The following is a 24,082-nucleotide window of genomic DNA, read 5'->3' as shown; positions in this document are numbered from 1 at the left end:
CTCAAGGGCGGACGCCCGTTTTTGGAGAAGGGCCCAGGCAGGGAGCCGTCCTTCGGGATGGATGTGATCAACCCTGGACTGCCAGGACCAGCGGTAGCACTCCCTGGGCGCCGGCACGCCGGATCATGCGCGCTGCGACCGCGAGTGTCCAACCGGTCTCGGTGAAGTCGTCCACCAGGAGAACGGGACCCCCGATGCCGGACAGAGCAGAGGCAAGGGCCGGCGGCAGGGTCAGCACGCCGTCGAGGGCTTTGAGCCGCTGGGCGCTGTTGCTCCGTGAGACCTGATACCCGTCGCCCGCGTACTCGACGGAGCCCAGCAGTGGCAGTCGGCCCACCTCCGAGATGTGCGCGCCGAGGGAGTTGATCAGTTGCGGCCGGGAGCGCGAGGCGATGGTCACGACACCGACGGGACGCGCCTGGGCGTCCGTTGCCCCCTGGGCCCAGCCGCCGGGCCCTTTGGCCCAGTCGGCCAGCACGCCGACGACAGCCTTTGCCACGTCGTCCGGTACCGGGCCGTCCGAGGCGTGCGGGGCCAGCATCGGCCGGAGCCGGTTGCCCCAGCCGATGTCCGACAGCCGTCCGAGAGCCCTGCCGGGCGCGGCCTGCTCACCGACGGGAATGCGGCCCTTGAGATCGACGCCGATCGCCGGCAGCCCGGTCGGCCACATCCTGCGCGGTTCCACCTCGACGCCCGCCCGGCCGAGGTCGTCGCGCGCGGCGTCCAGAGCGGCCGGGGACATGTCGGCGGTGAAGCGCGTGCCCGCGCAGTTGTCGCAGCGTCCGCAGGGCTTTGCCCCTTCGTCGTCCAGTTGGCGTTGCAGGAACTCCATACGGCAGCCCGTCGCCGACGCGTACTCGCGCATCGCCTGTTGTTCGGCCTTGCGCTGCCGGGCCACCCAGTCGTACCGCTCCGTCTCGTACGTCCACGGCTGCCCGGTCGCGATCCAGCCGCCCTTGACCCGCTTGACCGCCCCGTCCACGTCGAGGACCTTGAGCATGGTCTCCAGGCGGGACCGGCGCAGCTCCACCAACGGCTCCAGAGCGGGCAGCGAAAGAGGGCGCTCCGCGCCCGCGAGGACGTCGAGCGTGCGCCGCACCAGGTCCTCCGGGGGAAAGGCGAGCGAGGCGAAGTACTCCCAGATCGCCTCGTCCTCCTTGCCCGGGAGCAGGAGTACTTCGGCGTGCTCGACGCCTCGTCCCGCTCGGCCCACCTGCTGGTAGTAGGCGATGGGCGACGAGGGCGAGCCCAAGTGCACCACGAATCCGAGGTCGGGCTTGTCGAAGCCCATGCCGAGCGCGGAGGTGGCGACCAGCGCCTTGACCCGGTTGGCGATCAGGTCCTCCTCGGCCTGCTGCCGGTCGGCGTTCTCCGTCCTGCCCGTGTACGGGGCGACGATGTGTCCGCGCTGCCGCAGGAAGGCGGTGACCTCCTCGGCGGCGGCCACGGTGAGTGTGTAGATGATTCCGGAGCCCGGCAGCTCGTCGAGGTGGTCGGCGAGCCAGGCCATCCGGTGCGCGGCGTCCGGCAACCGGAGCACGCTCAGGCTCAGGCTCTCCCGGTCCAGCGGCCCGCGCAGCACGAGGGCGTCCGAGGTGCCCCCGGTGCCGAGCTGCTCGGCGACATCGGCGGTCACACGCGCGTTGGCCGTGGCCGTGGTCGCGAGTACCGGCACACCGGGTGGGAGGTCCATCAGCATCGTGCGAAGCCGTCGGTAGTCCGGGCGGAAGTCGTGACCCCAGTCGGAGATGCAGTGCGCCTCGTCGACCACGAGGAGTCCGGTCGCGGCGGCGAGTTTGGGCAGCACCTGGTCGCGGAAATCCGGGTTGTTGAGCCGCTCCGGGCTGACCAGCAGGACATCGACCTCGCCCGCGGCGATCTCGCTCTGGACCATGTCCCACTCCTCGGTGTTGGAGGAGTTGATGGTCCGCGCGTGGATACCGGCACGGGCCGCGGCCTCGACCTGGTTGCGCATCAGCGCGAGCAGTGGGGAGACGATCACGGTGGGGCCGCTGCCCTGGGCGCGGAGCAACGAGGTGGCGACGAAGTACACCGCCGACTTGCCCCACCCCGTGCGCTGGACGACGAGGGCTCGGCGTTTGTCCGCCACCAACGCCTCGATCGCCCGCCACTGGTCCTCGCGCAGCCTGGCCGTGCCTGTGGCGTCCCCGACGAGGCGGGCGAGGACCGCGTCGGCGGCCGCCCGGAGATCCGCGTTGCTCGTGTGCTCCATGCGTCCCATACAACAGGACGGCGCTGACAATCCGGGTCGGCTGTGGACGATGAGGGTTCTCGCCGACCGGATTGGCGTGTCCCTGATCGGACTTATCCACAGGCCAAAGCGGAGTCCCTCAATCCGGGAGATCGTCGGCGCATGACGAATCACAGCGAAGCGACTGGATCTCCTGAAAACGAGGACATGGCCGGGCGCGAGGGGCTCGATGTGCACGGGGCGATGGACGAGCCCGGCGGAGGCCACGAGCCCTTCGGCCCCAGCGAGACCCACGGTCCTGAGGCGTACAGCGCCCCTGACGCGCACAACCCACCCGCCCTGTATGACGGCCATCCCGGCGAGCACCAGGTCACCCTCCGCACCCCGGCCGAACTGGCCGACGCCCTGCCGTATCTGCTCGGCTACCGCCCAGAGGACAGCGTCGTCCTGGTCGCCCTCCACGACAGGGGTGGCCGCGGACGCTTCGGCGGCCGGGCTCGACTCGGCATTCCCGCGAACCCGGACGACTGGCCCTCCGCGGCCCGGCAGTTGGCCCACGGGCTGGTGACGGGCAGCGAGCGCCGGGGTGCCCGCCCGGAACAGTTGGTCGCCTACGTCTGCCAGGAACCGGGGAGCGCGGAATCCGGCCGCCAGGTCATGGAGCGACTGCAGCCGCTGGCTCAGCGGCTGCGCGTCGAGTGCGGTCTGCTGGACGTGCCGGTGATCGAGGCACTGTGCATCTCGGACGGCCGCTTCTGGTCGTACTGCTGCGTGAACAGGCAATGCTGCCCGCCCGAAGGCACGCCCATGGGCCTGCCCGGCACTTCCGTGCTGGCCGCCGCTGCCACGTATGCGGGCCTCCAGGTGCGCGGCTCTCTGCGCGAACTGCGGGCCAGGCTCCTGCCCTGGGAAACGGCGGCCGCTCTGGAGCAGGAGGTTGCTCTGGACACCGCCGGAAGGAGCCTCGTCCCCCGGATCCTCGACGACGAAAGCAGGGCCGGCGTGGCCCAGGAGACGCTCGATCTTGCCCGGCAGGTCATGAGCCGTCTGGCCGCAGCCCCGTCCGTGTCCGGCACGGTCATGGCCGACCTGCGCGACGACGGACTGCTCGGACACGACGAAGCCGCGACGCTGATTCTCGGCCTGCAGGACCGTACGACGCGTGATCGCGCGGCCGAGTGGATGGAGGGCGACGAGGCCGGTCCGGCGCTGCGCCTCTGGCGAGCCCTGGCCCGCCGCTGCGTCGGCCCGTACAGCGAACATGCCGCGCCGCCGCTCACGCTTGCCGGGTGGGTCGCCTGGTCGACGGGCGACGATCTGGAGGCCAGGGAAGCCCTCGCGATGGCGCTCGGCGCGGACCCCGGTTACCTCTTCGCCCGTCTGCTGCATCAGGCCTGCAACGAGGGGCTGGACCCGGAGTCGATCCGCCGCTGCCTGCGTGCGGAACGCGATGGTCGTGAGCCGATGCGAGCCGGCAGCGCGGAGGCCACGCAGGAGCCGGCGCTGAGCGAGGCCGCCGAGTCGGACCCATGCGCGGCGCCCACATCGGCGTCGGCCTCACGCCGCCGACGCCGTCCACGGCCCACGAGTGCGGGCGACGACTCACCTCGCTCCGCGAAGCCCAAGGCGCGAGAGCCGAGGCCGAAGCCCTCCCGGCCGCGCACGACGGCTGCGGGCGTTGCGCGCCCGGCGGCTGCTCGTGCGGGCGGCACGCGCACGCGTGCCTCAGCCAAGGGAGTGGCCCATGGCACCGGCAATCCGGGAGACCTGCACGCCAAGGGCGACAGCCAAGAGGAAGACACGTGAGCGGAAGCACGGGTGGCCGCACTCGGACGGACGGCGGCAGCGAAGTGGGGACGGTTCGACAACCGGGGCAGTCGGCGGTGGGCGGCCCAGACCGTCATCACTCGATCGAGTCGCCCTGCCGCGGGCGTTACCCCGAACAGCCCCATGCCGTTCACCTGAGTGGCGGAACGCCTGGACGGGCATGGCCGCCGCACCACCCATGTCACTCCGGACGCATCCAGCACGGCGTCAACACGCCCGAGGCGCCCAGAGCGCAGAAGGAGCCGCCCATGTATCAGCCGACTCCGCCCGCCGCCGTTGTCGACGACGAGCGCCGCACGCACGGCGGGTCCGCTCCGGGCGCTGGTCCACCGTCGTGCGCGGACAGGGCCGGCACCCGCAGGTCCGGGTTCCCGAGCGGTTCTCATGGCTGGGCACCGTCCCGGCCCCAGGCTCAGGCACGCGGTCCGGCTCCGGTCCCGTCTCGCGCCGCCCCACCGCCGACCCCGGGTCGGCCCTTGGACCTGCCACCCGCCCACACCGCTCTGGTCTGCGTCGCGCTCCCCGGTTTCGCCATCTCCACGGAACAGGGACAGCTGACCGGTCACGGGCTGGAGGGGTTCTACCGCGCGGGTCGACGTGTGCTCTCCCGCTGCCAGGTTCGGGTGGCCGGCCGCGAGCCACTCGCGGTGCAGGCCAGGATGACCGCGGCCGACACCGCCCGTTTCGTGGGCACCCTGCGCACCTCCGCACACACCGGTCCAGACCCGGACGTCGTCGTCGAGCGCATCCGCGGCGCGGACGGTACAGAGCGGATCACCTTGCACAGTGCGGCACTCCGTCCACTGCGCCTGTCCGTGGAGGTGGCGCTCGGCACGGATCTGGCCGACCTGGCCACGATCGCGAGCGGCAACTCGGGGCATGAACTGCCGGCCAGCGTCCACGACTCCGGCCTGCGCTGGTCCTGCGCCACCGGGAAGTCCTCGGTCACGGCCGTCCCAGCACCGCACGATGCACTGGCCTCCGCGGGGCTGCTGCGCTGGGACCTCGAACTACCCCCGGGCGGCAGCACGAGCGTGGAGCTGCGGGTACGACCCGACGGAGCGGGGCCCCTCCGGGCCGTGGGCCGTGCAGCGACGAGCCCCCTGTCACCCGCCCGGGCGGCGGGAGACAACCCCGGAGTCCAGACACTCCTGCGCACGAGCATCGAGGACCTCCAGTCCCTGTTGCTGCGCGACCCCGCCCACCCGGTGGACACGCACCTGGCCGCCGGCGTGCCGTGGCGCTGTGGCCTCGCTCCGGCGGACGCACTGGCCGCCGCCCGGATGACGCTGCCCCTCGGCACCCGGCTGGCCGCGGGCACACTGCGCACCCTCGCCCGCACCCAACTCGACGGCCCGGGAACCCGGTTCGGCATGATCCCGGGCCCGCGACGGGACGCGGGCCCTCATCTGCCGCCGGCCTGTACGGGCACGGAGGCCACGCTCCTCTTCCCCGTACTCCTGGCCGAGGCCCGCCGCTGGGGCCTGTCCGAACACGAGACACAGGAACTGCTCCCCGCTGCCGACCGCTGTCTGACCTGGCTGCGCACCACGGTGGGCGACGGCCCGTACCTACGCGACCCGTACCCCGGCGGGCCCTTCCGCTGCGAGACACAGGCGCACGCGCATCGTGCCGCACTGCTCGGCGCCGATCTGCTCGACGACTCCGGCAGACCGGGCGGGGCGGGGCTGAGGCAGTGGGCCGAGGCCTTGCGGACGGCGTTCCGGGCGGATTTCTGGGTCGACGACCTGGGTGGCGGCAGGCCGGCAGCCGCCCGTACCCCGGACGGCCGGCTCGTGCCGCACCTGGGCGCGTCCGCCGTCCACCTCCTCGACACCGGCCTGAGCGGCGGAGGTCGGCAGGCAGCCGGTCTGCTCGACAAGGTGCAGACCGAACAGCTCGCCCGGCTGCTCGGGGGCCCGGCCATGGACTCGGGCTGGGGCCTGCGCGGGCTGGGCGCGAGGGAGCCGGGGTACAACTCGTTCGGCCACCGTACCGGGGCCGTGCGCGTCCAGGAGACGGCCGTCGCTGTGGCCGGGCTGACCGCGGCCGGGTACGAGAAGGAAGCGGGAGCCCTGTTGCGGGGCGTACTGTCCGCGGCCGAGACCTTCGGCCACCGCCTGCCCGAGATGTACGCGGGGGAGCAGCGCACCGACGGGAGCGCCCCTCTCCCACACCCCGCAGCCTGCCGCCCGGCGGCCACGGCTGCGGCTGCCGGTGTGCTGCTGCTGACCACCCTCGCCGGCATCCGCCCCGACGCACCCGCCGGGACGGTCACGCTGCGCCCCATGGGCAGCGCACCCCTGGGAGAGGTCGTCCTGACCGGACTGCGTGTGGCGGACGCCCCCTTCTCCGTACGGGTCAGCAGACTCGGCCTCGCCATGGTCGAGGAAGCGGCCGATCAGCTGCAATTGGGAGGGTGACCTCGTATGCCGCGGCACCGCTGACTGCCGGGGGAGCAGGGTGAAACCCATACCGAGCCAAAGTGGATCAGCAATCGATGCGGCCGACGAAGGGAGTGTTTATCGTCAGGCAGACGACTATGATCGCCGCATGCCCTACGACCCGTCAGCCTTTCCGCCCTTCGCCGTCACCGTGGACCTGGTCGTGCTGACCGTGCGTCGCCATGCCCTGTGCGCGCTGGCGGTACGCAGGGGCGAACCGCCGTTCCAGGGACGCTGGGCGCTCCCTGGAGGCTTCGTACGGGCCGACGAGGACCTGGCGCAGGCGGCAGCCCGCGAGCTGGCCGAGGAGACCGGGCTGCGCGCCCATGATCCGGCTGTTCCCGTCCAGGACAACGGCGCCCACCTCGAGCAGCTCGCGACGTACGGCGACCCCAAGCGGGATCCCCGGATGCGGGTGGTCAGCGTCGCGCACCTGGCGCTCGCCCCCGACCTGCCGGCCCCCCGAGCGGGCGGCGACGCCAGCAATGCGCGCTGGGCGCCGGTCGAGGAACTGCTGCAGCAGAGCGGCTACGGCCGCGACGGCGAACCCGTGGCGCCGCTCGCCTTCGACCACGCACAGATCCTGTCGGACGGGGTGGAGCGCGCCCGATCCAAGATCGAGTACTCGTCCCTGGCCACGGCGTTCTGCCCCACCGAGTTCACCGTCGGCGAGCTGCGCCGTGTCTACGAGGCGGTGTGGGGCGTCGCGCTCGACCCGCGCAACTTCCACCGCAAGGTGACGGGCACGCCGGGCTTCCTCGTCCCCACCGGCGGCACCACCACCCGGCAGGGCGGTCGCCCGGCCCAGCTCTTCCGGGCCGGCGGCGCCACGCTGCTCAACCCTCCGATGCTGCGCCCCGAGGTGTGACGCCGGGTACCGGGAGTGAGAGGCGAACAAAAGTGCGATCCGGCCGACCACCGCCGGTGAGCGGGCTGTGACATACCAGAAAAACTGGACATAGCGCGCTATCTTGCTGCGGGTGATCGAGGTCTTCGGATTGACCAGCAACCCCCGCAAGGAGCTTCCACCCGCCGTCGACGACGTCACCTTCGAGGCGCGCGCGGGCCACGTCACCGCGCTGCTCGGCGCGCCGGGGGCAGGCAAGACGACGGCGCTCAGACTGATGCTCGAACTTCAACCGGGCCGCGGAATCACCTACTTCAGGGGCCGCCCCCTGCACCGCATCGCCCATCCCTCGCGTGAGGTCGGCGTACTCCTCGGCGACGTACCCGGACACCCCGCCCGGACCGTACGAGGGCACCTTCGCATGCTGTGTGCCGCCGCGGGCCTGCCCGTGCGCCGCGCCGACGAGGTCCTTGAGGTGGTCGGCCTGGTCAGCCTGCGTGACGAGCGTCTGGGCACCCTCTCACGCGGCATGGACCGCCGCCTCGGCCTCGCCTGTGCCCTGCTCTGCGACCCGCACACGCTCGTGCTCGACGACCCCGCCGACGGCCTCACCGCCCGCGAGATCCGTTGGCTGCACGCCATGCTGCGCGCGCACGCCTCCCAGGGGGGCACGGTCCTGCACACCACTGCCGACCCCAAGGAAGCCGCGCGCACCGCCGACCGCGTCGTCACGCTGGAGCAGGGCAGGCTCGTCGCAGACCAGGAGGCCGCCGAGTTCGCCCGCACCCGGCTCCGCCCCCGGGTCGCCGTCCGCAGCCCGCACGCCGCACGCCTCGCCGCCCTGCTCACCAAGGAGGCCCGCACCGGACAGCGCTCCGTCGAAATCGTGCGCGAGGGAGGCAACCGGCTCTCCGTGTACGGCAGTACCTGCGCCGACGTCGGCGAGACCGCGTTCCGCCACGGCATCCTCGTGCATCAACTCGCCGATGAGATCGGGGACATGGGGGCCGGCGCGGCGGCCGTACCCGCGCAGGAACCGCAAACCCCCCGCCAACCGTCCCCGGTCACGGCCGATCGTGCACCGGACGTGCCGCGACAGACCGAGAACTCTCCGGCGCCGCCTGAGCCGTCGCTGGACGCCGGGGATGCATCGGCGGCGCCGCTCGACACCGGGGACGCCCCGGGAGCGCCGCTAGACGCCTCGCAGACCTCCGCTGACGCACACCGGCCTCCCTTCGACGCGTCGAAGAGCGCAGTGGGCGCTCCCCGGGCGCCTCTCGACGCGTCGCGGAACGCAGAAGACGCAACCCGGGCAGCTGTCGACGCACCGCAGACCGCCTCCGAGCCTGTCGACGCGTCACCCCCCTCGGCCGACGAGCCGCAGATCTCCACCGAAACGACCGCGGGAGCGCAGGTCTCCGACGATGCACGCGTCGCGGCCGGCCGCGCGCGAACGCGCTCCGGCAGTCACGGCGAAGTCCGCACCCTCGACGCCCCGCCCGCGCTGCCACCCCCCATCTCCGTCCGTCCCTCGCCCAGCCCCCTCCGCCCGCTCCGCTACGAGCTGCGCCGCGCCGCGGGAATCAGCACGGGGTTCATCACCGGGGCCGTCGTACTCGCTGTGTCCGTCCTCACCGCCGTCATCCTGGCCCGCATCGGGCACACTCCGCAGCCGCGTCTGCTGGCCGCGTGGCCGCAGGAGCTACCGCTGCCGCCCGCGGCGCTCGGCGCCGGCCTGCTCGGCGCGCTCTCCTTCGGCGACGAGTTCCGCCACCCCGCCCTGGCGGCGGACCGCGGCACCGTGCCCCGCCGACTGGGGCTGCTCGCCGCCAAACTCCTCGTCACCGCGGCCACCGCGCTGCTGCTGGCCTTCCTCACGGTCGGCTGCAACGCCGAAGCGCTCTATCTCGTATACGGACGGGAGCTCGCACAGGTTCCCGCCGACTGGCTGTCGCTGAGCGCGAGTTGGCTCGGTCTCGTGGTCGGCTGCGCCTGGGCCGGAGTGCTGGCCGCCGGTGTCTTCCGGTCCACCACGGCCGGGCTCGCCGCCGTGGTCTCCGTACCGATTCTCGTCGTACCTCTCGTACACAAGGTCCTGGAGGGACCGGCTGTGCGAACGGCGGCAGGGTTTCCCATGCGGCTGCGCGAGGTGCTTCTCATGCAGTGGCCCTTCGGCGGAGAGCGATATCTGGCCGCGGCGGCCCGGGTGGTCGGTCAACCCGTGGGCGGCGCATTGGCGTTGTCACTGTCCGTCCTGCTCTGCGTATATCTGCTCACGACCCTGCGCAGCAGGGTCCGATGACGACCGTCCGAGCCCTTCCGATCCCGCCCTGCGCACAACTCCCCCGGGGAAAGCCCATTTCTTTCCGATAAGGCGTCAATTGCGACGGGGTGAGCGATCACCCTTTCGTGTGCTTTTCACCAAAGACCTCAAGGGAGTTGGAGACGGCGCCGACAAAGGTTCCGTGAGTACCCTTGCGCACACCATGATGACCGCCGCCCGCTCCGCAGACTCTGGTCTCGCCGGCCCGGGCGAACTCGACCGCTATCCCTACGCCGAGGCGCCCCCCGCCGACCGTGTCGGGGCCCCCGCCTGGGACGGCGCCGATCCGGAGCTGGGCCGGGTGGGCCGGCGTGCCGCCGGCAGCCGCGGACGCGGGCTGCACGGCCAACTCGTCCAGCAGCTCGGCCAGATGATCGTCTCGGGCGATCTGGGCGCCGACCGTCCGCTGGTGCCCGAGGAGATCGGCCAGCGCTTCGAGGTCTCCCGCACCGTCGTCCGTGAGTCGCTCCGCGTCCTGGAGGCCAAGGGCCTGGTCAGTGCCCGCCCGAACGTCGGCACGCGCGTGCGTCCCGTCAGTGACTGGAACCTCCTCGACCCGGACATCATCGAATGGCGCGCCTTCGGGCCGCAGCGCGACGACCAGCGACGCGAGCTGAGCGAACTGCGCTGGACGATCGAGCCGCTGGCCGCGCGCCTCGCCGCCGGGCACGGGCGCGAGGACATCCAGCAGCGGCTCGCGGACATGGTCGAGATCATGGGCCACGCCATGGGGCAAGGCGACGCGCTCACCTTCTCCCGCGCGGACGCCGAGTTCCACTCCCTGCTCATCCAGGTCGCGGGCAACCGCATGCTGGAGCACCTCTCCGGGATCGTGTCGGCCGCCCTCCAGGTTTCCGGCGGCCCCGTCACGGGGTGTGACAGGCCGAACGAGACGTCGCTGGCGCATCACGGCAGGATCGCCGACGCCCTCGCCGCCGGCGACGGCCCGGCCGCCGAGGCCGCGATGCGCCAATTGCTCACCGTCCATCCTGAGGTGGAGCGCGTGGTCCCCGCGCCGCGCGAGCACTGACGCGCACCACGGGCGGCGCGGACCGGGATTGCCTCCCCCTCCTGTGGCAATGCCGGTCGGCGGACCGCCCCCTGTCGGACCCCGCAGGACCCCTCGGGTTCCTGCGGGGTCCGACGGCGCGATCGAGCGGAAAGGCACACGGCACGGGTCCGTCACAGGCACGGTTGACCTCATTTACTCGCATCTGACCGCTTTGAGGCTTACGGGGTGTGACTCGGGCCACGCAGATTGGGCGTAACGCTCGTGGGAACAGTGCGATGACCTAAGAGGTGACAGCCGCGGAGGGAATACGGACGCCGTTCAAGGCGCTGTGCATCTTCCCGGCCCCCGCCCGCACCGTCGGCTCATCCCCCAGTCGGCGGTCGGCTCCTGTCCGCCGTGGACGGGGCCGGAAGCCGTTTTCCAACGTTCCGAGAGGTTGTTCGTGTCGGCCAGCACATCCCGTACGCTCCCGCCGGAGATCGCCGAGTCCGTCTCTGTCATGGCGCTCATTGAGCGGGGAAAGGCTGAGGGGCAGATCGCCGGCGATGACGTGCGTCGGGCCTTCGAAGCTGACCAGATTCCGGCCACTCAGTGGAAGAACGTACTGCGCAGCCTCAACCAGATCCTCGAGGAAGAGGGTGTGACGCTGATGGTCAGTGCCGCGGAGCCCAAGCGCACCCGTAAGAGCGTCGCAGCGAAGAGTCCGGCCAAGCGCACCGCCACCAAGACGGTCGCGGCGAAGACGGTGACCGCCAAGAAGGCCACCGCCACCGCCACACCGACGGCACCCGTCGTCGACCCGCCCGTCGAGGACGAGGCGTCCGCGACGAAGGCCGCTGCCAAGAAGACGACCGCCAAGAAGGCGGCCGCGAAGAAGACCGTTGCCAAGAAGACGGCGGCCAAGAAGACCACGGCCGCCGCCAAGAAGGACGACGCCGAGCTGGGCGAAGAGGAAGTCCTCGAGGAAGCAGCAGCCAAGCCGGGCGAGGAGCCCGAGGGCGGCGAGAGCGCCGGGTTCGTGCTGTCCGACGAGGACGAGGACGACGCGCCCGCGCAGCAGGTCGCCGCGGCCGGTGCCACGGCCGACCCCGTCAAGGACTACCTCAAGCAGATCGGCAAGGTCCCGCTGCTCAACGCCGAGCAGGAGGTCGAGCTCGCCAAGCGCATCGAGGCCGGTCTCTTCGCCGAGGACAAGCTGGCCAACGCCGACAAGCTCGCCCCCAAGCTCAAGCGCGAGCTGGAGATCATCGCCGAGGACGGCCGCCGCGCCAAGAACCACCTCCTGGAGGCCAACCTCCGCCTGGTGGTCTCCCTGGCCAAGCGCTACACCGGCCGCGGCATGCTCTTCCTGGACCTCATCCAGGAGGGCAACCTCGGTCTGATCCGCGCGGTCGAGAAGTTCGACTACACCAAGGGCTACAAGTTCTCCACGTACGCCACCTGGTGGATCCGCCAGGCGATCACCCGCGCGATGGCCGACCAGGCCCGCACCATCCGTATCCCGGTGCACATGGTCGAGGTCATCAACAAGCTCGCGCGCGTGCAGCGTCAGATGCTCCAGGATCTGGGCCGCGAGCCCACCCCGGAGGAGCTGGCCAAGGAACTCGACATGACCCCGGAGAAGGTCATCGAGGTCCAGAAGTACGGCCGCGAGCCGATCTCCCTCCACACCCCCCTGGGCGAGGACGGCGACAGCGAGTTCGGTGACCTCATCGAGGACTCCGAGGCCGTCGTCCCGGCCGACGCGGTGAGCTTCACGCTCCTCCAGGAACAGCTGCACTCCGTCCTCGACACCCTGTCCGAGCGCGAGGCGGGCGTCGTCTCCATGCGGTTCGGTCTCACCGACGGTCAGCCGAAGACCCTCGACGAGATCGGCAAGGTGTACGGCGTCACGCGCGAGCGCATCCGCCAGATCGAGTCCAAGACCATGTCGAAGCTGCGCCACCCGTCCCGTTCGCAGGTGCTGCGCGACTACCTCGACTAGGTCGCGGTCGTACGACGCCGAAGGCCCGGCTCCCTCCAGGGGAGCCGGGCCTTCGCGCTGAGCGGGTGCGGGGGTCGGAGTTGTGAATCACCCTGGGTTTTCCATGACCACCCCAGAGTGAGGAACGTGTATGCGTTTTCCTTTTTCCCGGGGGCTGACCCGGCCGCTGGTTCTCGCGGTCGCCGCCACCGCCGTAACGGCAGTGTCCGCCGTCCCGGTGTCCGCGGACAACGTCGTCGTCGGTGGTTTCCCGGTCGAGATATCCGAGAGCCCGTGGACCGTGGCGCTGTCCAGCCGTGACCGGTTCGGGGGTACGCGCGCGGGGCAGTTCTGTGACGGCGTGGTGGTGGGCCCCACCACCGTGCTCACCGCGGCTCACTGTCTGGGCGAGGACGTCCTGAACGCGCCCCCGGACCAGGTGCGCGACCTCAAGGTCATCACAGGGCGTACGGACCTGCTCTCCGACCAGGGACGGGAGATCGCCGTACGCGACACCTGGGTGAACCCTGACTACGACAGCGTCAGCAACGCCGGCGACTTCGCGGTGGTCACCCTTGCGCAGGCCCTCCCGAAGAGCTCGGTCGTCCCGATGGCAGCCGCCGGCGATCAGGCGTACGAACCGGGCACGGCGGCCACTGTCTACGGCTGGGGTGATGTCACCGGCTCCGGCGACTACGCACGCAGCCTACGGGGGGCACGCGTGCATGTGCTTCGTGATGCCCTCTGCGAGCAGGCGTATCCGGGCAGTGCCGAAGGCACCTATGGCGCCGACATCATGGTGTGTGCCGGGGAGGAGAAAGGTGGCCACGATGCCTGTCAGGGGGACAGCGGAGGGCCGCTCGTCGCACGGGGGAAGCTGATCGGGCTCGTGTCCTGGGGGAGCGGCTGTGGGCGTGCTGAGAGCCCCGGTGTCTATACGCGCGTGTCCGAGGTCATGCGCACGCTGGGCTGGGGCGGCAGCCCGGGGGCGAGGCGTACCGGGGCGCCTGGCCGGGTCTGAGGAGGGTCTGGGGGTACGAGCGCGGGCGGCGCCCCTGGCTTTTCTCAGGGGCGCCGCCCGCGGGCCGGCCTGTGCCGGTGCTGGCTCGTCGTGGACGCGAGATGTCAGCGCTCTTCTTCGGCGGCTGCCGGAGCGGCGGTCAGTCGCTCCGTCTCGTCCTGTATCTCAGCGGCGATCTTCTTGAGTTCCGGCTCGAACTTGCGACCGTGGTGGGCGCAGAAGAGCAGTTCTCCGCCGCTCAGCAGGACGACGCGCAGGTATGCCTGGGCGCCGCAGCGGTCGCAGCGATCGGCGGCCGTCAGCGGGCTCGCGGGGGTCAGAACAGTAGTCACGTCGCCTCTTCTCTAGCTCGACGAGCTGTCGTACCAGGGTCAACATCCAACCAGCCCGAAAACGTTCCCGCTCGTGGCTTTCCCTTGAAAAAAATCTTCGCGGGCGGCCGGCTGCTGCCGGTTGGCGGCGAATGTGCCGTATTGCGTGTCTATGTGTCTTACGGTTTCGCACTGTCGGTCAATGTCGGTCCTCCCGGCTGGGTTGCCGGTTGTTCATGAGGACGTGCCCGGAGCCTAAATGGTTCATGCCTGGAAGGGAACGTGATGTGTGCTTCACTCCATCGAGGGATCGAACACCTTTGCGACCCTGGGCTAGGGTGAGTTCATGACGAGGGTGGCGTTACAACGGCTCTACCAGGCCTCGGTACCCTCTGAGCGGCAACCGAAGCCGCGCCCTTACCCAGAAGGGCCCCACCTGAAATTCAGCGAGGAGCGAACCGCGTGACCGCCGAGACGTCCGTGCCGTCCACAGCGCTGCTGGCAGGAGCAGACCGGGACGGTTCCAACTACACCGCGCGGCACCTGCTCGTCCTCGAGGGGCTCGAGGCCGTGCGGAAGCGCCCGGGTATGTACATCGGGTCGACCGACAGTCGTGGCTTGATGCACTGCCTGTGGGAGATCATCGACAACTCCGTGGACGAGGCCCTCGGAGGCTACTGCGACCACATCGACGTGATCCTCCACGACGACGGATCCGTCGAGGTCCGGGACAACGGCCGAGGCATTCCGGTCGACGTCGAGCCCAAGACCGGCCTCTCCGGTATCGAGGTCGTCATGACCAAGCTGCATGCCGGCGGCAAGTTCGGTGGCGGCTCGTACGCCGCCTCCGGCGGTCTGCACGGCGTCGGCGCCTCCGTGGTGAACGCCCTGTCCGCCCGGCTCGACGTCGAGGTGGACCGCAGTGGCCACACGCACGCCATCAGTTTCCGGCGCGGTGTCCCCGGAGCCTTCGCCGGCGACGGCCCCGATGCCAAGTTCGAAGCCAAGAGCGGCCTGCGCAAGGCCAAGAAGATCCCCAAGACCCGCACCGGCACCCGCGTGCGGTACTGGGCCGACCGTCAGATCTTCCTCAAGGACGCCAAGCTCTCCCTGGAGAACCTGCACCAGCGGGCACGCCAGACGGCTTTCCTGGTGCCCGGCCTGACCATCGTCGTGCGCGACGAGTTCGGCCTCGGTGAAGACGGCAGCAAGGGTGAGGAGTCCTTCCGCTTCGACGGGGGCATCAGCGAGTTCTGCGAGTACCTCGCCACCGACAAGCCGGTCTGCGACGTCCTCCGCTTCTCAGGACAGGGCTCCTTCAAGGAGACGGTCCCGGTCCTGGACGACCACGGCCAGATGACGCCCACGGAGGTCACCCGCGAGCTCGGCGTCGACGTGGCGATGCGTTGGGGCACCGGCTACGACACGACCCTGAAGTCGTTCGTCAACATCATCGCCACGCCCAAGGGCGGCACCCACGTCGCGGGCTACGAGCAGGCGGTCACCAAGACGCTGAACGAGGTGCTGCGCGCCAAGAAGCTGCTGCGCGTCGCCGAGGACGACATCGTCAAGGACGACGCCCTGGAGGGCCTCACCGCGGTCGTCACCGTGCGTCTGGCCGAGCCCCAGTTCGAGGGGCAGACCAAGGAGGTCCTCGGCACCTCGGCGGCCCGCCGCATCGTGAACACCGTGATCACCAAGGAGCTCAAGGCGTTCCTCACCTCCACCAAGAGGGACGACGCGGCCCAGGCCCGCGTGGTCATGGAGAAGGCCGTCTCCGCGGCCCGTACCCGGATCGCCGCCCGCCAGCACAAGGACGCGCAGCGTCGGAAGACGGCTCTGGAGTCCTCGTCGCTGCCCGCCAAGCTCGCCGACTGCCGCAGTGACGACGTCGACCGCAGCGAGCTGTTCATCGTCGAGGGAGACTCCGCGCTCGGCACCGCCAAGCTCGCCCGGAACTCCGAGTTCCAGGCGCTGCTTCCGATCCGCGGCAAGATCCTCAACGTTCAGAAGTCGTCCGTGACCGACATGCTGAAGAACGCCGAGTGCGGGGCGATCATCCAGGTCATAGGAGCGGGGTCGGGCCGGACCTTCGACATCGACGCGGCCCGCTACGGCAAGATCATCATGATGACCGACGCCGATGTGGACGGCTCCCACATCCGGACGCTGCTGCTGACTCTGTTCCACCGCTACATGCGGCCGATGGTCGAGGCCGGCCGGGTCTTCGCGGCCGTCCCTCCGCTGCACCGCGTCGAGCTCATCCAGCCCAAGAAGGGCCAGGACAAGTACGTCTACACGTACTCGGACCGGGAACTGCGCGACAAGCTCATGGAGTTCGAGAGCAAGGGCGTCCGGTACAAGGACTCCATCCAGCGGTACAAGGGTCTCGGCGAGATGGACGCCGACCAGCTGGCCGAGACGACCATGGACCCGCGTCACCGCACACTGCGCCGGATCAACCTCGGCGACCTGGAGTCCGCTGAGCAGGTCTTCGATCTGCTGATGGGTAACGACGTCGCACCGCGCAAGGAGTTCATCTCCAGCTCGGCGGCGACGCTGGACCGGTCCCGCATCGACGCGTAGCCGCTGCGCTCGGCCGGGCCGGAAACGGTGTCGGTGCGGCGCCGGAATCGGTGCCGGTGGCCGGCCGTCCGGTGAGAGTCGCGGCACTGTCGGGTGGAGGCAGGTGCCGTGGCTGTCGGCACGGGCGTTGTGCGTGCCGCTCACCGGCCGCGCTGCCGTGCGGGATGCCCGGCCGCCGACCCGCTGTCGGGCAGAGGCGCTCTGCGAGCAGTTCTGTCGGGCGAGGCCTCGCCCTGCCCACAGTTCTGTCGGCTCGCTGTCGGGCAAGGTCTAGGCCTGCCCAAGTTCTGTCGGCCTGCTGCCGAGCAAGGCGTCGCCCCGCCCGCAGCACCGGCGACCGGACACGGAGTCCTTCGTGTCCACCCGTGGGTGGAGACGGCAGCGGTGCCGGATCCACCCATGATCCACCCTGGCTCCGATCTCCTGACCAGCGAATTTCCCTAGCGTCGAAGGCGTCGGCAGCGCTCGCTGTCGGCACCGTCCTTCTTCGCTCACGGAGGCTTCGATGACCGGGCTCGTCGACGCGTTGTTGATCGCGGCCGTGGCCGCTCTGGTGATCGTGCGCCAGTTCCGCGCAAGCCGGATCGGCGCGGGAGAGCGCTGGTGGCTCGCCCCCGCGGTCCTGACCGTCGTCGCGTTGCGCGAGCCCGCCCTCATCGACGCCCATCACCGCACCGAGTCAGTGCTCTTGCTCGGCGCCGAACTCCTCATCGGCGTCGCCACGGGGGCCGCGTGGGCGTGGACCACCCGCATATGGGCGGAGCCGGACGGCACGGTATGGAGCAAGGGCACCAGAGCGAGCGCGGTCGTCTGGGGCGCCGGCATAGCCCTGCGCATCGCGCTCTTCGCCCTCGGTGCGGGATTGGGCGTGAAGCAGGGCACGTCCGCCCTGCTCCTCGCTCTGGCGATCACGTTGCTCGTCCGTGGAGGGATCCTCACCTGGCGTGCTCGATCCTCGCGTCCGACCCCCGAGCAGAGCCCGGCATACGGTGACACCGTGTCCCGGCCCGCGTGGAAGGAACATGTGTGACGGAGAACGCCTGGACGGTCTGGCCCTCCAGGGAAGCGCTCAGCCGCAAGGAACGCGCCCGGCCCCGTCGGCTGTTCGCCTCGGCCGTCCGGCTGGTCGTGCTCGCCCTTCTGCTGTGGGGTGTCTTCACCGGCAGCGTGGTCCACGGCTGGGGTGTCGTCGGGGCCACGGTGGGTGTGCTGGTGGCCGCGGGTGTTGCCTGGGCCTTCTACCGAGCGACCTTCGAGCACCAGCTCTGGTCGTCCCTGGCGCTCGTCACGCTGCTCCTGGGACTCGCATTCGCCGCTCAAGCCGTGGGGTTCAGAATCCCGGCCCTCGTCCTCTGGTGCGGCTGCGCCGTCACCGCGCTGGAGCGGCTGCCTCTCGCGGCCGCGCTACCCGTGGCCTCCGTCGGCCTTGCGTCGTATGCGGCTTTCAACGACGACGCCTGGCTGACGACCGTAGCCACGGCGGCGGGGCTCCCCCTGGCCGGATACGTGCTGCGACTGGACGCCGAGGCCCGTGGCAGCGCCCAGCGGCTGCTCGCCCAGGAGCGGGCGGCGCTGGCGGCCGAAGCCGAGTCGGCGGCGCTCGTGGAGCGGGCCCGTATCGCCCGGGAGATCCATGACGTGTTGGCACACAGCCTCTCGGCGCAGCTCGTGCAACTGGAAGCGGCACGCCTGCTGATCGAGCGGGACGCCGACCGGGACCAGATCCTGGAACGCGTGGTGGCAGCACGCGGGATGGCCCGTGAGGGACTGGAGGAGACCCGGCAGGCCCTCTCGGCACTGCGCGGCGAACTGACCCCGCTGGAGGACTACTTGACTCAACTCGTGGATACGGTCACGGGGGCCGAGGTCACCATTACGGGTGAGCACAGACCGCTGCCGGCCGAGGCGTCACAGGCCGTACGGAGGGTCGCGCAGGAAGCTCTGACGAACGTGCGCAAGCACGCGCCGGGCGCCAGAGTGCGGGTACGGCTGGAGTACGGCGAACACCAAGTCACGCTGGACATAAGGGATTCGGGCGGGCCGGGAGGCTCGGGGGGCGAACTCGCGGGCTCCGGTGCCGGGTACGGTCTGCTCGGTATGCGGGAGCGTGCCGAGCTGCTGGGTGGCTCGTTGGGGGCCGGGCCGGACAAGGAGGGGTTCGTGGTGACGCTGAAGGTGCCCGCATGACGGAGGAGACGGAGGTCGAGCCCGCGCGGGTGGTGGTCGCGGACGACCAGACCGTCGTCCGCGAGGGCATCGTGATGTTGCTTGGGCTGCTCCCCGGGATCGAGGTCGTCGGTGCCGCGGGAGACGGGGACGAGGCGGTGAAGCTCGTCGCCGAACTCGCCCCGGACGTGGTTCTGATGGACCTGCGCATGCCCCGCTGCGATGGAGTGGAGGCGACGCGACGGATCCGGAGCGAGCATCCCGGGACGCAGGTCGTGGTGCTCACCACATACGCGGACGACGAGTCTCTGTTTCCGGCGCTGAGAGCGGGAGCGCGCGGGTATCTCACCAAGGACGCGGGAGGTGACGAGATCGTCCGGGCGGTGCGCAGCGTGCTGTCCGGGGACGCGGGACTGTCGCCGAGCATCCAACGACGGTTGCTGGAGCGGCTGTCGGACCCGGAACCGCCGGCGGCGCCGGCGGTGTCGCCCGACGGGCTCACCGCGCGGGAGACCGAGGTGCTGGAGCTGATCGCCGAAGGGCTCAGCAACTCTGAGATCGCCAAGAAGCTGCATGTCTCCACGGCCACAATCAAGACCCACGTCAACAACATCTTCACCAAGGCAAGGATCAAGGACCGTGCTCAGGCGGTGCGTTACGCGTTCGCGAAAGGGTTGGCGCGGCCGCCGACGGGGTGAGTCACCTGATGGGGTGAGAGCGCGGGGAAGAAGAGTCAGGGATCTTCCCGTTCTGTCCATCCTTGGGCATGCACTCAAGCAACGGTCGCTCCGGCGTAGGCGGGGGTGGACCCGAGAGTACGGCCGGGCAGAGCGGCGGCTATGGCCCACCTCCCGCCGAGAAGCCCGGAAGCGTGCGGTACGACGATCCCTGGTACGACGCGCTCGCCTCGGGCTGGGGGGAGCCGAGCGAGGCCGGAGGACTGGTTCCGGTCGTTCCGCCCGCGCGTCAGGAGCATGAGCAAAGGGCTGCGGTCGATGTGTACCTCGAGGTGCAACGCAGCGCGGCCTTCCGGGAAGTGCGCAGTCGCTACCGGCGGTTCGTGGTGCCGGCGGTGGCGGGATTCTTCGCCTGGTACGTGGGATACGTCGTGACGGCCACGACCGCTCCAGGGCTGATGGGCCGACCCGTGGCGGGTGCCGTGAATGTGGCGATGCTCGCGGGGCTGGGGCAGTTCCTCACCACGTTTCTGCTGACCTGGGCCTATGTCCGGCATGCTCGGCTGCGCAGGGACCGGGCCGCGCTCGAACTGCGGTGGGACACCCAGGAACTGACGCGTGGGGTCCGGGGCGGTGCTTCGTGACGGACAACCATCAGACGCTGGCGCTGCTCCTGTTCAGCGCCTTCGTGGCCGTCACCCTGGGCATCACGACCTGGGTCAGCCGCAACCGGCAGGGTTCGGTGGAGGAGTTCTACGCGGGCGGGCGGCTGTTCACTCCGGTGGAGAATGGTTTTGCCATCGCGGGCGACTATATGTCGGCGGCCTCCTTCCTCGGTATTTCCGGGCTCATCGCCCTCCACGGCTACGACGGGATGCTGTATTCGGTGGGCTTCCTCGTCGGCTGGCTCGTGGTGCTGTTCCTGGTCGCGGAACTGGTGCGCAACTGCGGGAGGTTCACGCTCGCCGATGTGGTCGCGGCGCGGATGCGTGAGCGGCCGGTGCGGATCGCGGCGGGAACCTCCTCGGTCACCGTGTCCGTTCTGTATCTGGTGGCGCAGATGGTCGGTGCGGGCAGCCTGGTCGCGCTGCTGCTGGGGGGTACGGGCGAGGCGGCACAGGCCTGGACGGTCGTCGGTGTCGGCGCGCTGATGGTGATCTATGTGTCGCTGGGAGGGATGCGGGCCACCACATGGATTCAGATCGTGAAGGCGGTTCTGCTGCTCAGCGGCACGGTGGCGCTGACCGTGCTCGTGCTGGTGCGCTTCCGCGGTGACTTCGACCAACTGCTGCTGACGGCGGCGGAGCGCAGCGGTCATGGCGAATCGTTCCTGGCGCCCGGGTTGAAGTACGGCGGCGATTGGACCGCCCGCTTCGACTTCATCAGCCTCGGACTCGCCCTGGTGCTGGGCACGGCCGGGCTGCCGCACATCCTGTCCCGCTTCTACACCGTGCCGACCGCACGGGCCGCACGGCGTTCGGTGGTCTGGGCGATCGGGCTCATCGGCGGGTTCTACCTGATGACCATCGTGCTGGGCTTCGGCGCGGCAGCGATCGTCGGTCCGGATGCCGTACGGGGATCGAACGCGGCCGGAAACACGGCGGTTCCCCTGCTCGCGCTCGATCTCGGAGGTGGCGCTGATTCCACTGGCGGAACGGTTCTGTTCGCGATCGTGGCCGCTGTCGCCTTCGCCACGATCCTCGCGGTGGTCGCCGGCATCACGCTCGCGTCCTCGGCGTCCGTGGCCCATGACCTCTACGCGTCGCTACGACGCCGGCACGCCAAGCCGCGCAGCGAGGTGGCCGTCGCCCGCGCGGCCGCGGGCGGAATCGGCGTGGTCGCCATCGCCCTCGGTCTGCTGGCACGCGACCTCAACGTCGCCTTCCTGGTGGGGCTGGCCTTTGCCGTCGCCGCCTCGGCCAACCTGCCGGTGCTGCTCTACTCGCTGTTCTGGCGCGCCTTCACCACGCGCGGCGCGGTATGGGCCGTATACGGCGGGCTGATCCCAGCCGTGGTCCTCGTGGTGCTGTCGCCGGTGGTGTCGGGCAGCCCCGAATCGCTGTTCCCCGGCGTGGACTTCCAGTACTTCCCGCTGCAGAATCCCGGCCTGGTCTCCATCCCGCTGGGCTTCGTCGCCGGCTGGCTCGGCACGGTCACTTCGGCGGAGGAACCCGACGACGCCAAACACGCGGAGACCGAAGTGCGGTCGCTGACCGGGGCGGGGGCGGTGTAGGCGGGGCGGCCGAGAAGAGGGCGCCCGGCATCCGTATGAAGAGGGGGCACGGTCCCTTCCCCCCGCCCCCACCCGGGCCGTGTCCTCAGGCGCGGGTCGCCCACACGTAACGGTGTTCCGGGCGGCCCGCGTCGCCGTACTTGAGGGTGAGACGGGCCCGTCCGGTGCGTTCCAGGAGCTTCAGATAGCGCTGGGCGGTCTGGCGGCTCACCCCGGTCCGCTCGGCGATCTCCTGGGCCGACAGCGGCCCGTCGGCGCTCATCAGGCACTGACGGACCAGCTCCACGGTGGTGGGGGAGTGCCCTTTGGGCAGGTCGGGCTCCGACGGTGCCGAGAGCGCGCCGAAGATACGGTCCACCTCGGCCTGCTCCGCCTCGCCGCCGCCGTCGAGGGTGCGGCGCAGCTCCGCATAGGCCTCCAGCTTGGCCCGCAGCCCCGCGAAGGCGAACGGCTTGACCAGGTACTGCAGCGCGCCTTGCCGCATCGCCGCCTGTACGGTCGTGATGTCCCGGGCCGCCGTCACCATGATCACGTCGGTCTGGTGGCCGCGGCGGCGCATCTCCTGGACGACCGCGAGTCCCGTCTCGTCGGGCAGATAGTGGTCCATGAGGACGAGGTCCAGTCGCGGCAGCGACTCCACTTGGCGCAGCGCCTCCTCCGCGCTGTGCGCCTCGCCGGCCACATGGAAGCCCGGCACCTTCTCGACGTAGGCGGCGTTCACCCGGGCGACCCGGATGTCGTCGTCCACGACCAGGACCTCGATCATCGCGACTCCTCTGCGGCGGCGCTCGCCGGTGCCGACGGGACCGTGAGGGCCGGTTCCAGGTCCGGCTCGGTCAGTGCCTCGGGCAGGACGACGGTGAACTCCGCGCCCCCGCCGTGCGCCTCGCCCACAGTCGCGCTGCCCCCCTGCCGCTCGGCCAGCCTGCGCACCAGGGAGAGCCCGATGCCGCGCTTGCCGTGCGCCGGCGGCTGCTTGGTGGACCACCCCTCGGTGAAGACCAACTCCCGCTGCTCCTCAGGGATCCCGGGCCCCGTGTCGCGCACCCTGAGAACGACGGTCCGTCCCTCGGCGCGCAATTCGACCTCCACGCGCGCGTGCATCGTGCCCGCGACGGCGTCGAGAGCGTTGTCGACGAGGTTGCCGACGACCGTGACCAGCCCGCGCGGATCGACCAGCCGGTCCGGCAGCCGTGTCCGGTCCGAGACGCGCAGGGGGACTCCGCGCTCCGCGGCGACGGTCGCCTTGCCGACCAGCACAGCGGCGAGCAGGGGGTCCTCGATCTTCTCTGTGACCTGTTCCGCCGTTGCCCGGTGGTCGCCGACCACCTCTCCCACGAAGTCCACGGCGTCGTCGTACATCTCCAGCTCGAGCAGACCCAGGAGCGTGTGCATGCGGTTGGCGTGCTCGTGGTCCTGGGCGCGCAGGGCGTCGATCAGGCCGCGCGTCGAGTCGAGTTCCCGGCCCAGCTGCTCCAGCTCGGTGCGGTCGCGCAGGGTGGCGACGGCGCCGCCGTCGTCGGTGGGCATCCGGTTGGCGATCAGGACACGCTGGCCGCGCACCGTGAGCAGATCGGTGCCCGTCACCCGCCCGGACAGGACATCGGCGGTACGTCCCTCGCCGAGCGCCTCGTCGGGGGAGCGGCCCACGGCCTCGTCGCCGATGCTCAGCAGGCGCTGTGCCTCGTCGTTGAGCAGGCGGACACGGCCCGCGCGGTCCAGGGCGACGACGCCCTCCCGGATGCCGTGGAGCATGGCCTCACGCTCCGCGAGCAGTCCCGAGATGTCGGAGAAGGCCAGGTCCCGGGTCTGCCGCTGGACCCGCCGGGAGATGAGCCAGGCGGCCAGCGCGCCGACGGCCAGGGCTCCGCCCGCGTAGGCCAGCAGCTCCGGGATCGCGTGGATCAGCAGGGCCCGGACACTGTCGTACGCGATGCCCACCGAGACCGCCCCGACGATCTCCCCGTCGCTGTCTCGCAGCGGCACCTTGCCGCGGGCGGAGCGGCCGAGCGTGCCCTCGTCGATCTCCATGACCTCCTGGCCGGCGAGCGCCTCGCTGGGGTCGGTGGAGACGTGCTTGCCGATCTGCGCGGGCTCGGTGTGCGACCAGCGCACGCCGCGAGTGTCCATGATCACGATGTACTCGGCCTTGGTGGCCTTGCGGATCTTCTCCGCCTCCCGCTGAACCGGCCCGCCGGCCGTCGGCGGAGTGTGCTCGACCTGCTCCGCGAGCTGCGGCTGGGCCGCCGCGGTCTGTGCGATCGAGAGCGCTCGGCGCATCGCCTGGTCGTCCAGCTGGTCGCTGAGCGGTGCGAGGAACAGCCCGGTCGCGAGTACCGCGACGCCCGCGGCGATCGCCACCTGCATCAGCAGCACCTGCGAGAACACCCTGCGCGGCAGACCGAGCCGCAGACGGCGTGCGGGGGGAGTGGGGCTCATACCCAAGACGTTACGCGGACG

The 24,082-nt window shown here is 70.7% G+C and carries 17 protein-coding genes; 13 read left to right on the top strand and 4 right to left on the bottom strand.

Features of this window, described 5'->3' with window-relative positions:
• Positions 1-67: 67 nt before the first annotated feature.
• Positions 68-2,233, bottom strand: a complete 2,166-nt coding sequence (locus OG828_RS14250; RefSeq protein WP_328501339.1) for a RecQ family ATP-dependent DNA helicase — start codon at positions 2,231-2,233, stop codon at positions 68-70.
• Between the two features lie 141 nt (positions 2,234-2,374).
• Here OG828_RS14250 and OG828_RS14245 point away from each other — a divergent pair, with 141 nt between their 5' ends.
• The 7 genes from OG828_RS14245 to OG828_RS14215 all read left to right on the top strand — a co-directional run bounded on the left by OG828_RS14245 (position 2,375) and on the right by OG828_RS14215 (position 13,649).
• On the top strand, positions 2,375-4,018 hold the full coding sequence (locus OG828_RS14245; protein WP_328501338.1) for a DUF4192 domain-containing protein: 1,644 nt from the start codon (positions 2,375-2,377) through the stop codon (positions 4,016-4,018).
• 503 nt (positions 4,019-4,521) lie between these two features.
• Positions 4,522-6,462: a glycogen debranching N-terminal domain-containing protein gene (locus tag OG828_RS14240; RefSeq protein WP_443062502.1), complete on the top strand. Its 1,941-nt coding sequence runs from the start codon at positions 4,522-4,524 to the stop codon at positions 6,460-6,462.
• Between the two features lie 130 nt (positions 6,463-6,592).
• Complete coding sequence (locus OG828_RS14235) at positions 6,593-7,351, top strand: NUDIX hydrolase (protein ID WP_301984782.1); 759 nt, start codon at positions 6,593-6,595, stop codon at positions 7,349-7,351.
• Positions 7,352-7,463: 112 nt separating this feature from the next.
• The gene (locus OG828_RS14230; RefSeq protein WP_328501336.1) at positions 7,464-9,632 is read left to right on the top strand and encodes an ABC transporter ATP-binding protein; all 2,169 of its coding nucleotides are present in this window, start codon (positions 7,464-7,466) and stop codon (positions 9,630-9,632) included.
• 163 nt (positions 9,633-9,795) lie between these two features.
• Positions 9,796-10,683, top strand: a complete 888-nt coding sequence (locus OG828_RS14225; RefSeq protein WP_328355347.1) for a FadR/GntR family transcriptional regulator — start codon at positions 9,796-9,798, stop codon at positions 10,681-10,683.
• A 424-nt stretch (positions 10,684-11,107) separates the two neighbouring features.
• Positions 11,108-12,649 (top strand): RNA polymerase sigma factor, encoded by a 1,542-nt coding sequence (locus OG828_RS14220; protein ID WP_328355345.1) that lies wholly within the window; start codon positions 11,108-11,110, stop codon positions 12,647-12,649.
• A 130-nt stretch (positions 12,650-12,779) separates the two neighbouring features.
• Complete coding sequence (locus OG828_RS14215; protein ID WP_328355342.1) at positions 12,780-13,649, top strand: S1 family peptidase; 870 nt, start codon at positions 12,780-12,782, stop codon at positions 13,647-13,649.
• A 104-nt stretch (positions 13,650-13,753) separates the two neighbouring features.
• Here OG828_RS14215 and OG828_RS14210 read toward each other — a convergent pair whose 3' ends face one another.
• Positions 13,754-13,981: a DUF7455 domain-containing protein gene (locus tag OG828_RS14210; protein ID WP_328355339.1), complete on the bottom strand. Its 228-nt coding sequence runs from the start codon at positions 13,979-13,981 to the stop codon at positions 13,754-13,756.
• Positions 13,982-14,422: 441 nt separating this feature from the next.
• On the opposite strand from OG828_RS14210, the gene OG828_RS14205 reads away from it, so the two are divergent.
• From OG828_RS14205 to OG828_RS14180, 6 genes are all read left to right on the top strand, one after another.
• Positions 14,423-16,546, top strand: coding sequence for a DNA gyrase/topoisomerase IV subunit B (locus tag OG828_RS14205; protein ID WP_328438154.1), 2,124 nt, complete (start codon positions 14,423-14,425; stop codon positions 16,544-16,546).
• 505 nt (positions 16,547-17,051) lie between these two features.
• Complete coding sequence (locus OG828_RS14200; protein ID WP_328501335.1) at positions 17,052-17,576, top strand: DUF1453 domain-containing protein; 525 nt, start codon at positions 17,052-17,054, stop codon at positions 17,574-17,576.
• Positions 17,573-18,733 carry a sensor histidine kinase gene (locus OG828_RS14195; RefSeq protein WP_328501334.1) on the top strand — a complete coding sequence of 387 codons (1,161 nt, stop codon included), beginning with the start codon at positions 17,573-17,575 and terminating at the stop codon, positions 18,731-18,733. Before OG828_RS14200 ends, OG828_RS14195 begins: the two co-directional genes overlap by 4 nt.
• Positions 18,730-19,410 (top strand): response regulator transcription factor, encoded by a 681-nt coding sequence (locus OG828_RS14190; protein ID WP_328501333.1) that lies wholly within the window; start codon positions 18,730-18,732, stop codon positions 19,408-19,410. The genes OG828_RS14195 and OG828_RS14190 overlap by 4 nt, the downstream gene beginning before the upstream one ends.
• Positions 19,411-19,478: 68 nt before the next feature.
• On the top strand, positions 19,479-20,033 hold the full coding sequence (locus tag OG828_RS14185) for a DUF485 domain-containing protein (RefSeq protein WP_328501332.1): 555 nt from the start codon (positions 19,479-19,481) through the stop codon (positions 20,031-20,033).
• Positions 20,030-21,622, top strand: a complete 1,593-nt coding sequence (locus OG828_RS14180) for a solute symporter family protein (protein ID WP_328501331.1) — start codon at positions 20,030-20,032, stop codon at positions 21,620-21,622. Before OG828_RS14185 ends, OG828_RS14180 begins: the two co-directional genes overlap by 4 nt.
• A gap of 85 nt (positions 21,623-21,707) precedes the next feature.
• Here OG828_RS14180 and OG828_RS14175 read toward each other — a convergent pair whose 3' ends face one another.
• Complete coding sequence (locus OG828_RS14175) at positions 21,708-22,388, bottom strand: response regulator (protein ID WP_210576876.1); 681 nt, start codon at positions 22,386-22,388, stop codon at positions 21,708-21,710.
• Positions 22,385-24,061 carry a sensor histidine kinase gene (locus tag OG828_RS14170; protein ID WP_328501330.1) on the bottom strand — a complete coding sequence of 559 codons (1,677 nt, stop codon included), beginning with the start codon at positions 24,059-24,061 and terminating at the stop codon, positions 22,385-22,387. The genes OG828_RS14175 and OG828_RS14170 overlap by 4 nt, the downstream gene beginning before the upstream one ends.
• Between the last annotated feature and the right edge of the window lie 21 nt (positions 24,062-24,082).

It is taken from the genome of Streptomyces sp. NBC_00457 (assembly GCF_036014015.1).
In the GTDB taxonomy this organism is placed as follows: Bacteria; Actinomycetota; Actinomycetes; order Streptomycetales; family Streptomycetaceae; genus Streptomyces.
Note: the sequence above shows the minus strand (reverse complement) of the source record. Positions and strands in the feature narration are given on the sequence as shown.